We start from the raw sequence: 13,013 nt of genomic DNA, 5'->3' as shown, positions 1-13,013 counted from the left end.
TCTTGTTTTTTATTATTGCTAAACTCCACCGCCGGAAATAGCAATTTTCCCCACAGTGCGCTCACTCTCACTATACGCATGAGCCGCCGCTAGTTCCTGTAGGGGATAGGTGCGATCAATTACAGTTCTCACTTTCCCGGCTTCAATCAACTCTTTTAGGTAAACTAAGTCTTGCGCGTTGGGTTTCTCCATCACAAACTTTGCTTTTTGACCAGGGAAGAACATAGAGAAAAAACCCTGGATTAAAACGTCTGGGGTGGGTAGAGTGCTGATGTATACCCCATTGGGTTTGAGAACTTTTTTACAATGAGCAAGCGATCGCTTGGCTACCGCATCAAAGATAATGTCATACTGTATCATCTCGGCGGTAAAGTCTTGTTCTGTATAATCAATAACCCGGTCTGCTCCTAAAGATTTCACAAACTCTAAATTTTTGGTACTGCAAACTCCTGTCACCTCAGCATTGAAAGCTTTAGCAATTTGCACTGCAAACATACCTACCCCACCCGCAGCACCATTAATTAACACCTTCTGTCTGGGGAGGATATGACCCAAATCGCGCAAAGCTTGCAGTGCTGTCATGGCGGCTAAGGGTACAGTAGCCGCTTCCTCATAGCTCAAATTTTTCGGTTTTAACGCCGCCAAATTTTCTGGAACAGCCGCAAATTCTGCATAAGCTCCCCCTGGAAACTTAGTGCTACCGTAAATTGCATCTCCCACTCGAAAACGTGTGACTTGCGAACCAACAGCAACCACTTCCCCCGCCACATCAAACCCCAAAATCATCGGGAATTTATTCCCAGTCAGAAAGCTCAACATTCCTTTGCGGGTTTTCCAGTCGATGGGGTTAACACTGCTAGCGTGTACCCTCACTAATAATTCGTCAGGTTTGATTTGCGGCTGCTCTAATTCTTCATACTGCAAAACATCAGTAGCTCCATACCGCCGGATAATCACTGCTTTCATAGCATTCCTCCTGCTACCCTGTGTTCTTGATTGAGTGCGTTATGAGTTTAGTTTAGTGATTCGATGATGATTGAGTAACTTTCAAGAGTGGTATTGATAGCGTTGTTTTTGCATCTAACTCCAGAAACTCAACAATATGGTGCTGTTAACACGATGGATGTGTAGAGACGTTGCAGTGCAACGTCTCCATAGGCGTGATGATTTTTGCAAATTCTCATTCCCTATATTTTGAGAGTATTTAAACCTAGAATAAAAACAGAAATAAAGTTAAAATTATTGAAAATAATCTGCATTAACATTGCCCTTTGTCAAAGCTTGTAAAGCCTCCTAGATAAGACTTATCAGCACTATTGACTATCAATTTTAATTAAACATTAAAAAAATATAAATTGCATTTTTCCCTAAAAAAAAATGATATGTTGGATACAGAATTGAATTTCGCACGTATCTGGGGTATTACAACGTAATATACCCCAGTTTTTCCCTCCTCAATCCCTTGCTAATTATGACTTTGAGCAAGATTTCTGGAGGATTTGAGTACAAAACTGTATAGTCAGAAATTAGCCCAAACAGCACTCAAACCTTTGCTAGTATTGGGTCATAGATGAGTACAACTAAATCCTGAACCCCTTTCCATAAATACTCGTACCCCAACTAAAAAATACTAGAACCCCTACCCGAAAAGATTTTTTAAAATTATTTAAACCCGCTCAAAATCACAGTTTTAGATTTTGAGTACAACCCTAATAAATCCAATAAATTCTATTCCAGAGTGTCGCAGCGAGGCAGTCAAAGACTACTGCTATAAATCTTATATCGCCAATCACTTAACGCTTCTACATAAAACAAAAGCCGAAAGTGAGTGGAGGGATGAGATAGCACTATGCCTTCCTGAATAGAAGTCGCGGCTGTACACACAAATTCTACCAAGACCCAAAGTTGACACACACCAGCCGAAACCCCAGGACTTCATCGCCTAACCTACTTAGCGAATCCGCTACAGGTAGTGTAACAGAAGCGACTTCCATTCGTCAGGCAACAAAAGTAGCAACAGCATCTCCCACAGTGGCAGCTAGTCCACCGACCTTTGCGAAATTCAATGACACTACCAGTTACAGGCTCTTCCGTTACTGAATCGACCTCTACCCAAGCAAAATCAGGTGGTTGCGGATGCGACAGCAAAAGCAGCTCCACCGTGGAAATCGATGAAAAGCTCCAAGAACGCATTGCTAAACATCCCTGCTACAGCGAAGAAGCTCATCATCATTATGCCAGGTTGCACGTTGCAGTAGCTCCTGCTTGTAACATTCAGTGCAACTATTGCAATCGTAAATATGACTGCGCTAACGAAAGTCGTCCTGGAGTAGTTAGCGAATTACTCACACCAGAAGAAGCAGCACACAAAGTTTTAGTCATTGCAGGCAAAATTCCCCAAATGACAGTTTTGGGAATTGCTGGCCCTGGCGATCCTCTGGCGAACCCAGAAAAGACTTTCCGCACCTTTGAGTTGATTGCAGACAAAGCCCCAGATATTAAGCTGTGTCTATCAACCAACGGTTTAATGCTGCCGGAATATATCGATCGCATTAAACAACTAAATATTGACCACGTTACCATCACCTTAAATACCATTGACCCAGAAATTGGCGCACAGATTTATTCTTGGGTTCATTACAAACGTAAACGTTACAGAGGCGTAGAAGGCGCGAAGATTCTCCTAGAGAAGCAGATGGAAGGCTTACAAGCCCTCAGAGAAGCCGACATCTTGTGCAAAGTCAACTCCGTCATGATTCCCGGCATCAACGACCAACATCTAGTTGAAGTCAACAAGATGATTCGGGAAAACGGTGCATTCTTGCACAACATCATGCCTCTAATTTCTGCCCCGGAACACGGTACACACTTTGGCTTAACAGGTCAGCGTGGCCCTTCACAGAAAGAACTGAAGTCGGTGCAAGACCAATGTGCTGGCAACATGAAAATGATGCGCCATTGCCGCCAGTGCCGCGCCGATGCTGTAGGTTTATTAGGAGAAGACCGTAGCCAAGAATTTACTAAAGATAAATTCTTGGAAATGGACTCAGAATACGACTTCGCTAAACGCCAAGAAGTTCACGCAGGTATTGAGAAATTTAGAGAAGAACTGAAAGTAGCTAAAGAAAAGGTACTAATTGGCAAACAACAAGTTGCTAACAGCCCCAAAATCTTAGTTGCAGTCGCAACCAAAGGCGGTGGATTAGTTAACCAACACTTCGGTCATGTGAAGGAATTCCAAGTTTACGAAGTGGATGGCAGCGAAGTTAAGTTTATCAGTCACCGTAAGGTAGATCACTATTGTCAAGGTGGATACGGCGAAGCTGCCACATTTGACAATATTGTGAAAACAATAGCAGATTGCAAAGCAGTTTTAGTTGCCAAAATTGGCGAATCCCCCAAAGAAAAACTGCTCCAAGCTGGCATACAGACTGTAGAAGCTTACGACGTGATTGAGAAGGTTGCTTTAGAGTTTCACGAGCAATACGTCAAAGAAGGGAATAAGGAATAGGTTACAGGGAACAGGTTACAGGGAACAGATGATTTCCTATCACCTGTCACCTGTCCCCTGCCACCTCTCCCCACTCACTACTCCCACTCAACAAGGAGAATAGTCATGGCTTACCAAATCACCAGCCAATGTATTTCCTGCAAGCTCTGTCTGTCTGTATGTCCTACTGGTGCAATCAAAATTGCTGAAGACGGTCAACACTGGATTGATACCGAATTATGTACAAATTGCGTTGGTGGCATTCACACCGTTCCTCAATGTAAAGCTGGTTGCCCCACCTGCGATGGTTGCGTTAAAGTACCTAGCGATTATTGGGAAGGTTGGTTTGCTAACTACAACCGAGTTATAGCGAAATTGACAAAAAAACAAGACTATTGGGATCGTTGGTTTAATTGTTATTCTCAAAAATTTTCTGAACAGTTGCAAAAGCATCAGGGTGAAATCTTAGGGGTATAAAGATGAGTGTTATTTATCTCGACAATAATGCTACCACTAAGGTAGACCCAGACGTTGTAGAGGCAATCATGCCCTACCTGACCGATTATTACGGCAATCCTTCTAGTATGCACACCTTCGGGGGGCAACTTGGGAAGGCAGTAACAAAAGCCAGAGAACAGGTTGCAGCTTTGTTGGGTGCTGATGAATCAGAAATTATTTTTACTAGTTGTGGAACTGAAGGTGATAATGCCGCCATTCGCGCTGCATTGTTAGCCCAACCAGAAAAACGTCACATCATCACTACGCAAGTTGAACACCCCGCAGTCTTGAATGTCTGCAAACAATTAGAAACCCAAGGCTATAGTGTTACCTATCTTTCAGTAAATCGTCACGGGCAATTGGATCTAGATGAACTAGAAGCCTCGTTGACAGGTAACACTGCCTTGGTGACGATTATGTATGCCAACAACGAAACCGGAACTATATTCCCCATTGAAGAGATTGGGATGCGGGTTAAGGAACGTGGCGCAATTTTCCATGTAGACGCGGTGCAAGCAGTAGGTAAGATACCTCTGAATATGAAGACCAGCACCATCGATATGTTAACCATATCTGGTCACAAAATCCACGCACCCAAAGGTATTGGTGCTTTGTATGTGCGGCGTGGTGTGAGATTTCGCCCCTTGCTCCTTGGTGGACACCAAGAACGCGGCCGGCGTGCAGGTACAGAGAATGTACCGGGAATTGTGGGCTTAGGTAAAGCCGCAGAATTGGAATTAATACACATACAAACAGCAATTAAGAAAGAAACAAGGCTGCGCGATCGCCTCGAACAATCCTTACTCGCTAAAATCTCTGACTGTGAAGTTAACGGCGACATTACGCAGAGATTGCCCAACACCACTAATATTGGTTTTAAATACATTGAAGGCGAAGCTATTCTGCTCTTCCTGAACAAACATGGCATCTGTGCGTCCTCTGGTTCAGCTTGTACCTCTGGTTCACTCGAACCATCCCACGTCCTCCGGGCAATGGGTTTACCATATACAATCCTCCACGGTTCGATTCGCTTCAGTCTTTGTCGCTACACTACAGAAGCACAAATCGATCGCGTTATTGAAGTCATGCCCGAAATTGTCGAACGCCTCCGCGCTCTCTCACCCTTCAAAAATGACGAAGCGGGTTGGCTGCAAGCACAAGCACAAACATTGGCTCATCATTAATTAGGGAATAGGAAGAAGCTGAGGGGCAGGGGGCAGGGAGCAGGGGGAGAAAAAATTTAGTTCCCAATTCCCAGTACCCAGTCCCCAGTGACCAATCCCTCACTCAGCACTTAAAACTCAGCACTCGGAACTAAATATGTGGGACTACACAGATAAAGTATTAGAACTGTTTTACGATCCCAAGAATCAGGGAGTCATCGAAGAAAACGGCGAACCTGGCGTGAAGGTTGCCACGGGAGAAGTAGGTAGTATTGCTTGCGGTGATGCGCTGAGATTGCACATCAAAGTTGAAGTCGAATCTGATACGATTGTTGACTCTCGCTTCCAAACCTTTGGCTGCACCAGTGCGATCGCTTCTTCTAGTGCATTAACAGAAATGATTAAGGGTCTGACCTTAGATGAAGCCCTAAAAGTTTCTAATAAAGACATAGCTAATTACCTCGGTGGCTTGCCAGAAGCCAAAATGCACTGCTCTGTCATGGGGCAAGAAGCTCTAGAAGCTGCTATCTATAACTATCGTGGCATCCCTCTCGCTACCCATGATGACGATGATGAAGGGGCGTTAGTTTGCACTTGCTTTAGTATCAGTGAAAACAAAGTTCGTCGCGTGGTTACAGAGAATAACCTTACCAGTGCCGAAGATGTAACAAATTACATCAAAGCTGGTGGCGGTTGCGGTTCTTGTTTAGCTAAAATTGATGATATCATTAAAGATGTAAAGGAAAAGAACGCCGCAACGAATCTCAACACAAATGGCGTGAACCCTGCTAAAGAAATAGCTAATTCCGGGCAGAAACGACCGTTAACCAACGTGCAGAAGATAGCCCTAATCCAAAAAGTATTAGATGAAGAAGTTAGACCAGTATTGATAGCCGACGGCGGAGATGTAGAACTCTACGACGTAGACGGCGATATTGTCAAAGTAGTGCTGCAAGGCGCGTGTGGCTCTTGTTCTAGCTCTACAGCAACTTTAAAGATAGCAATTGAATCAAGATTACGCGATCGCATCAGTCCCACTCTTGTAGTCGAAGCAGTCTAGTTAACAGTTAAGACTCAAAAGCACTTTCACAACTACATAACGAACCATCATGAGTAAAAATTCTATTGGTTTTTCTGTGGAGCGATCGCCCCCTTTCTAGCGACGTTCTACATGAGGCTCACTGCCAAAGCTCCATCCGGCATGAGCAGCCCACAAACAAACGCAAAGACCCACCAACCAACTAACCAACTAATTGCAGGAATAAAGAACCATGACTGACGAAAACATTAGACAGATAGCTTTCTACGGTAAAGGCGGTATCGGTAAATCTACCACCTCCCAAAACACCCTAGCAGCTATGGCAGAAATGGGTCAGCGCATTATGATTGTAGGTTGCGACCCTAAAGCCGACTCCACCCGTTTGATGCTCCACGCCAAAGCTCAAACAACCGTTCTTCACTTGGCTGCTGAACGCGGTGCAGTAGAAGATTTAGAACTCCACGAAGTCATGTTGACTGGTTTCCGTGGCGTTAAGTGCGTAGAATCTGGTGGTCCAGAACCCGGTGTAGGTTGCGCCGGTCGTGGTATCATCACCGCCATTAACTTCCTAGAAGAAAACGGTGCTTACCAAGACTTAGACTTCGTATCCTACGACGTATTAGGTGACGTTGTATGTGGTGGTTTCGCTATGCCTATCCGTGAAGGTAAAGCACAGGAAATCTACATCGTTACCTCTGGTGAAATGATGGCGATGTACGCTGCAAACAACATCGCTCGCGGTATTTTAAAATATGCTCACACTGGTGGTGTACGCTTGGGTGGCTTGATTTGTAACAGCCGTAAAACTGACCGGGAAGCCGAATTGATTGAAAACTTGGCTGAACGTTTGAACACCCACATGATTCACTTCGTACCTCGTGACAATATCGTTCAACACGCAGAATTGCGCCGGATGACAGTTAACGAGTACGCACCAGATAGCATTCAAGGTAACGAATACCGCGCATTAGCCAAGAAAATCATCAACAACGACAAGCTCACCATTCCTACACCAATTGAAATGGATGAACTAGAAGCACTGTTGATCGAATACGGTATCCTTGACGACGATACCAAGCACGCAGAAATCATTGGTAAGCCCGCAGAAGCTACCAAGTAGGTAATGCCGTAATTAGGAGATACGGAGAAAGGAAGATGCGGAAGTAATTTTCCCACTCTCCCTTCCCCACTTCTCCCTCTCCCCTCCCTCTAATCCTTCTATTTCCCCATACGTAAGAGTCATCGAGGCAGACTATGACACCTCCAGAAAACAAGAATCTTGTAGATGAAAATAAGGAACTTCTTCAAGAAGTTCTGAAAGCTTATCCCGAAAAATCCCGCAAAAAGCGCGAAAAACACCTCAACGTCCACGAAGAAAGCAAGTCTGATTGCGGCGTTAAGTCTAACATCAAATCCGTTCCTGGTGTAATGACCGCTCGTGGTTGTGCTTATGCAGGTTCTAAGGGTGTGGTTTGGGGTCCTATTAAGGACATGATCCACATCAGCCACGGTCCTGTAGGTTGCGGTTACTGGTCTTGGTCTGGTCGTCGTAACTACTACGTTGGTGTAACTGGTATCAACTCCTTTGGTACTATGCACTTCACCTCCGACTTCCAAGAACGCGACATCGTTTTCGGTGGTGACAAAAAACTCATTAAACTCATTGAAGAACTCGACGTTCTTTTCCCTCTCAATCGTGGTGTTTCCATTCAATCTGAATGTCCCATCGGTCTAATTGGGGATGACATCGAAGCTGTAGCTAAGAAAACTTCTAAGCAAATTGGTAAGCCTGTTATACCCTTACGTTGCGAAGGTTTCCGTGGTGTATCTCAGTCTTTAGGACACCACATTGCTAACGACGCTATCCGTGACTGGATTTTCCCAGAATATGACAAGCTGAAGAAAGAAAACAGACTTGACTTCGAGCCAAGCCCCTATGATGTAGCCTTAATCGGTGACTACAACATCGGTGGTGATGCTTGGGCCAGCCGGATGTTGTTGGAAGAAATGGGCTTACGTGTAGTAGCTCAGTGGTCTGGTGATGGTACTCTCAACGAGTTAATCCAAGGGCCTGCGGCTAAGTTGGTTCTGATCCACTGCTACCGTTCTATGAACTACATCTGCCGTAGTTTGGAAGAAGCTTACGGTATGCCTTGGATGGAGTTCAACTTCTTCGGTCCTACCAAGATTGCTGCATCTTTACGTGAAATCGCAGCTAAATTTGACTCCAAGATTCAAGAAAACGCCGAGAAGGTAATTGCTAAGTACACACCTGTAATGAAGTCTGTACTTGAGAAGTACCGTCCTCGTCTAGAAGGTAACACCGTCATGTTGTACGTAGGTGGTCTACGTCCTCGTCACGTTGTTCCCGCTTTTGAAGACTTGGGTATCAAGGTTGTTGGTACTGGCTACGAATTCGGTCACAACGACGACTACAAACGTACAGCTGACTACATCGATAACGCCACCATCATTTACGATGACGTTACCGCCTACGAATTTGAAGAGTTCGTTAAAGCTAAGAAGCCTGATTTAATCGCTTCTGGTATTAAAGAGAAGTACGTCTTCCAAAAGATGGGTCTTCCCTTCCGTCAAATGCACTCTTGGGATTACTCCGGCCCTTATCACGGTTACGACGGATTCGCTATCTTCGCCCGCGATATGGATCTAGCACTCAACAGCCCCACTTGGAGCTTGATTGGCGCACCTTGGAAGAAAGCTGCTGCAAAAGCTAAAGCTGCTGCCTAATTAATTCCAGGAAAATAGACGGATAGCCTGGGGTTTTTGCCCCAGGAAGCTAGGGAAGAATGTGAATGCTGAATGCTGGATGAATATTTTCATTCATTATTCATGATTCATCACTCGTGACTCTCTTGGCAGGAGTGAATCTCCCAGGCTATTCCCACACATCACTTACTAAACCAACCAGCAAGCGTAGAGAGAGAGACAAATGCCACAGAATCCTGACAGAATTGTAGACCACGTTGATCTATTCAAACAGCCCGAATACACCGAGTTGTTTGAAAATAAGAGAAAGAACTTTGAAGGCGCACATCCTGCTGAAGAAATTGAAAGAGTTTCTGAATGGACAAAATCTTGGGACTACCGGGAAAAGAACTTTGCTCGTCAAGCTTTAACCGTTAACCCCGCTAAAGGTTGCCAACCTGTAGGCGCAATGTTTGCTGCTTTGGGTTTTGAAGGTACTCTTCCCTTCGTTCAAGGTTCTCAAGGTTGCGTTGCTTACTTCCGTACCCACCTCAGCCGTCACTACAAAGAGCCTTGCTCCGCAGTATCTTCTTCCATGACAGAAGACGCAGCAGTATTCGGTGGCTTGAACAACATGGTCGAAGGTATGCAGGTTTCATACCAACTGTATAAGCCTAAGATGATTGCTGTTTGCACCACCTGTATGGCTGAAGTTATCGGTGATGACTTAGGCGCGTTCATCAGCAACTCTAAGAACGCTGGTTCTATTCCTCAAGACTTCCCCGTACCCTTTGCTCACACACCTAGCTTTGTTGGTTCTCATATCACTGGCTATGACAACATGATGAAGGGTATTCTGTCTAACCTGACAGAAGGCAAAAAGAAAGCTACCAGCAACGGTAAAATCAACATTATTCCTGGTTTTGATACCTATGTAGGTAACAACCGCGAAGTTAAGCGGATGATGGGTGTAATGGGTGTTGACTACACCATCCTGTCTGATAGCAGCGACTACTTTGATTCACCTAACATGGGTGAATACGAAATGTACCCAGGTGGTACAAAGTTGGAAGATGCGGCTGATTCTATCAACGCTAAAGCAACCGTAGCTCTCCAAGCTTACACCACACCTAAAACCCGCGAATACATTACAAAAGAGTGGAAGCAAGAAACAAAAGTTCTGCGCCCCTTTGGTGTTAAGGGTACTGATGAGTTCTTGACTGCCGTTTCTGAATTGACTGGTAAAGCGATTCCTGAAGAATTGGAAATCGAACGCGGTCGTTTAGTTGATGCTATCACTGACTCCTACGCTTGGATTCATGGTAAGAAGTTCGCTATCTACGGCGACCCAGATTTGATCATCTCCATTACCAGTTTCTTGTTAGAGATGGGTGCTGAACCAGTACACATCCTCTGCAACAACGGTGATGAAACCTTCAAGAAAGAAATGGAAGCTATCCTCGCTGCTAGCCCATTCGGTAAAGAAGCTAAAGTTTGGATTCAAAAAGACTTGTGGCACTTCCGTTCCTTGTTGTTCACTGAGCCTGTAGACTTCTTCATCGGTAACTCTTACGGTAAGTACCTGTGGCGCGATACCAACATCCCAATGGTGCGGATTGGTTATCCTCTCTTCGATCGCCACCACTTACACCGCTATGCTACTCTCGGCTACCAAGGTGGTCTAAATATCCTCAACTGGGTTGTTAACACCCTTCTGGATGAAATGGATCGCAGCACCAACATCACTGGTAAGACCGATATCTCCTTTGACTTGATCCGCTAGAACTTGATTTGTGCGTTCTATTAACAGGTAGAGATTAGGGACTGGGGACTAGGGACTAGGGACTGGGAAGGGAATTTTTCCCAGTCCCCAGAACCGAATCCCCAATCCCCAGTTCCCTAGTTACACGTTTTTCTTTCTATTCCTTCTATTCTCCTTAGATAAGTAGTATGTCATCAACTCACACTCACCATCATCACCCTAATTTCCATCCACCCAACTATAAAAAACCCGGCACAATTGATGTGCTTCGTCCTTTGCGTCGTTGGGTTGATACTATTCCGGTTAAAAATTCTCGTTTTGCTCATCTTGTTTGCCAGGTAATTCCTTGCTGTTGTCCTTTTGAGCGAAATATTAGTTTATTTGGGCGGACTCTCCACATTCCACCACTGTGTAAACTCAATCCTTTGTATGACGAATTCGTGGGATTGCGGTTTCGGGCTTTGTCTTATCTAGCTGATGAATGTGGAGAGGATATCACCAAGTACATTTGCTAGAGGCTAGAAGCTAGGGACTAGAGGCTAGGGAAGAGAAATTTTCTGGCTTTTTGTTTTAGCTAATTAGCTATCTTTCTTGCAAAGGTCAAGTTTATGAAAATTTAACCGCCGATGAGTTAGTACCGCTTTGCGTAAGGGTTTAGTTTTTTAAACGCAGAGGTACACGGAGGTTAGCGCAGAGGTACACGGAGTATTTCTTAAGTTAATTCACTGGGAGTTAAGGGAATGCTTAGTGTATTTTGCGGGGTTAGAGAAGATTTTTGCAGGAAGTTTATGATGAACGGTCATCAGTAAACAGGTTGGTAGTTATTAACTGTTTGCTGATGACTGATAACTGACAATTGAAAATGTCGATCTAGGACGAGAAGAGAGATGAACACCCAAGGTAAAATCAACGAGCTGCTTAATCAGCCTGGATGCGAGCATAATCAAGAGAAACACGGTGCAAAGAAGAATAAGTCTTGTACGCAACAAGCACAACCGGGTGCGGCTCAAGGAGGATGCGCTTTTGATGGGGCGATGATTGCTCTAGTACCTATTGTCGATGCGGCTCATTTGGTTCACGGGCCGATCGCCTGCGCTGGTAATTCTTGGGGTAGTCGTGGTAGTCTCTCTTCTGGCCCCCAACTCTATAAAACGGGCTTCACTACCGATATGACTGAAAATGATGTGATTTTCGGTGGTGAGAAGAAGCTATATAAGGCAATTCTGGAAATTAACAAGCGTTACAATCCAAAAGCTGTCTTTGTCTACGCTACTTGTGTGACGGCTTTGATTGGTGATGATATTAATGCTGTTTGTAAAACGGCGGCTGAGAAAATTGGGACTCCGGTGATTCCTGTGTTTGCGCCTGGGTTTATTGGTAGTAAGAATCTCGGCAACCGTTTTGGCGGTGAAGCTTTATTAGATTATGTTGTCGGGACAGCAGAACCGGAGTTCACCACACCCTATGATATAAACTTAATTGGCGAGTACAACATCGCCGGGGAAATGTGGGGAGTCCTGCCGTTACTAGAAAAATTGGGTATTCGCGTCCTGTCAAAAATTTCAGGCGATGCTCGGTTTGAAGAAATCCGCTATGCTCACCGCGCCAAGCTGAACGTGATGATCTGTTCGCGGGCGTTGCTTAATATGGCGAAAAAGATGGAGGAACAATACGGCATCCCCTACATTGAAGAGTCTTTTTATGGCATCGATGATATGAATCGGTGTCTGCGGAATATTGCTGCCAAATTGGGCGACCCTGATTTACAGGAACGCACAGAAAAGCTGATCGCTTCAGAAATGGCGGCTTTAGATTTGGCACTTGCTCCCTACCGCGATCGCCTCAGAGGTAAGCGAGTTGTCTTATATACTGGCGGTGTCAAGAGCTGGTCAATTATCTCGGCAGCTAAGGACTTGGGTATAGAAGTTGTCGCCACTAGTACCAGAAAAAGTACCGAGGAAGATAAGGCTAAAATCAAAAATTTGCTTGGTACTGATGGCATCATGCTAGAGAAGGGCAACGCGAAAGAATTACTAGAACTGGTAAAAAATACACAAGCTGATATGTTAATTGCCGGTGGACGTAACCAATACACCGCCCTCAAAGCCCGGATTCCTTTCCTCGATATCAACCAAGAACGTCATCATCCCTACGCTGGTTATGTAGGAATGTTAGAAATGGCGCGGGAACTGTACGAAGCCCTCTACAGTCCGATTTGGGAACAAGTCCGCAAACCTGCACCTTGGGACGAAGATATGGGGACATGGGCGAGTGAATATACAAAAAATCAAGATCGTGTCTTGGCATCCATCGAAGAATTTATCTAATTGGGCATGGGGCAAGAAAAAGTCAAAA

Annotated in this window: 10 protein-coding genes; 9 read left to right on the top strand and 1 reads right to left on the bottom strand. The window is 44.8% G+C overall.

Features of this window, described 5'->3' with window-relative positions; translation table 11 throughout:
- Positions 1–18: 18 nt before the first annotated feature.
- Positions 19–966: an NAD(P)-dependent alcohol dehydrogenase gene (locus tag VB693_RS04410; protein WP_323265204.1), complete on the bottom strand. Its 948-nt coding sequence runs from the start codon at positions 964–966 to the stop codon at positions 19–21.
- A 1,099-nt stretch (positions 967–2,065) separates the two neighbouring features.
- Here VB693_RS04410 and nifB point away from each other — a divergent pair.
- From nifB to nifE, 9 genes are all read left to right on the top strand, one after another.
- Positions 2,066–3,511, top strand: a complete 1,446-nt coding sequence (gene nifB, locus VB693_RS04405; RefSeq protein WP_190698776.1) for a nitrogenase cofactor biosynthesis protein NifB — start codon at positions 2,066–2,068, stop codon at positions 3,509–3,511.
- 105 nt (positions 3,512–3,616) lie between these two features.
- Entirely contained in the window at positions 3,617–3,967 is a 351-nt protein-coding gene (locus VB693_RS04400) for a DUF362 domain-containing protein (protein WP_323265203.1), read from the top strand.
- Positions 3,968–3,969: 2 nt separating this feature from the next.
- Positions 3,970–5,172 carry a cysteine desulfurase NifS gene (gene nifS / locus VB693_RS04395; protein ID WP_323265202.1) on the top strand — a complete coding sequence of 401 codons (1,203 nt, stop codon included), beginning with the start codon at positions 3,970–3,972 and terminating at the stop codon, positions 5,170–5,172.
- Between the two features lie 136 nt (positions 5,173–5,308).
- A complete protein-coding gene (gene nifU / locus VB693_RS04390; RefSeq protein WP_323265201.1) occupies positions 5,309–6,211 on the top strand; it encodes a Fe-S cluster assembly protein NifU in 903 nt (300 codons plus the stop codon).
- A 211-nt stretch (positions 6,212–6,422) separates the two neighbouring features.
- On the top strand, positions 6,423–7,310 hold the full coding sequence (gene nifH, locus VB693_RS04385; protein ID WP_190698764.1) for a nitrogenase iron protein: 888 nt from the start codon (positions 6,423–6,425) through the stop codon (positions 7,308–7,310).
- Positions 7,311–7,444: 134 nt separating this feature from the next.
- A complete protein-coding gene (gene nifD / locus VB693_RS04380) occupies positions 7,445–8,938 on the top strand; it encodes a nitrogenase molybdenum-iron protein alpha chain (RefSeq protein ID WP_323265200.1) in 1,494 nt (497 codons plus the stop codon).
- Between the two features lie 202 nt (positions 8,939–9,140).
- Entirely contained in the window at positions 9,141–10,679 is a 1,539-nt protein-coding gene (nifK, locus tag VB693_RS04375; RefSeq protein WP_323265199.1) for a nitrogenase molybdenum-iron protein subunit beta, read from the top strand.
- Between the two features lie 167 nt (positions 10,680–10,846).
- Positions 10,847–11,173 (top strand): Mo-dependent nitrogenase C-terminal domain-containing protein, encoded by a 327-nt coding sequence (locus VB693_RS04370; protein ID WP_190710109.1) that lies wholly within the window; start codon positions 10,847–10,849, stop codon positions 11,171–11,173.
- Between the two features lie 372 nt (positions 11,174–11,545).
- Positions 11,546–12,985, top strand: a complete 1,440-nt coding sequence (gene nifE, locus VB693_RS04365; protein ID WP_323265198.1) for a nitrogenase iron-molybdenum cofactor biosynthesis protein NifE — start codon at positions 11,546–11,548, stop codon at positions 12,983–12,985.
- Positions 12,986–13,013: the final 28 nt, after the last annotated feature.

The sequence above is a fragment of the Anabaena sp. UHCC 0399 genome (assembly GCF_034931465.1).
GTDB lineage: Bacteria > Cyanobacteriota > Cyanobacteriia > Cyanobacteriales > Nostocaceae > Trichormus > Trichormus minutissimus.
This window is presented reverse-complemented; position numbering and strand designations above follow the sequence as displayed.

What these genes read in the sequence shown, in the direction of transcription:
- VB693_RS04410 (WP_323265204.1), bottom strand. Translation starts at nt 966, where the DNA reads ATGAAAGCAGTGATTATCCGGCGGTATGGAGCTACTGATGTTTTGCAG.
- nifB (WP_190698776.1), top strand. Translation starts at nt 2,066, where the DNA reads ATGACACTACCAGTTACAGGCTCTTCCGTTACTGAATCGACCTCTACC.
- VB693_RS04400 (WP_323265203.1), top strand. Translation starts at nt 3,617, where the DNA reads ATGGCTTACCAAATCACCAGCCAATGTATTTCCTGCAAGCTCTGTCTG.
- nifS (WP_323265202.1), top strand. Translation starts at nt 3,970, where the DNA reads ATGAGTGTTATTTATCTCGACAATAATGCTACCACTAAGGTAGACCCA.
- nifU (WP_323265201.1), top strand. Translation starts at nt 5,309, where the DNA reads ATGTGGGACTACACAGATAAAGTATTAGAACTGTTTTACGATCCCAAG.
- nifH (WP_190698764.1), top strand. Translation starts at nt 6,423, where the DNA reads ATGACTGACGAAAACATTAGACAGATAGCTTTCTACGGTAAAGGCGGT.
- nifD (WP_323265200.1), top strand. Translation starts at nt 7,445, where the DNA reads ATGACACCTCCAGAAAACAAGAATCTTGTAGATGAAAATAAGGAACTT.
- nifK (WP_323265199.1), top strand. Translation starts at nt 9,141, where the DNA reads ATGCCACAGAATCCTGACAGAATTGTAGACCACGTTGATCTATTCAAA.
- VB693_RS04370 (WP_190710109.1), top strand. Translation starts at nt 10,847, where the DNA reads ATGTCATCAACTCACACTCACCATCATCACCCTAATTTCCATCCACCC.
- nifE (WP_323265198.1), top strand. Translation starts at nt 11,546, where the DNA reads ATGAACACCCAAGGTAAAATCAACGAGCTGCTTAATCAGCCTGGATGC.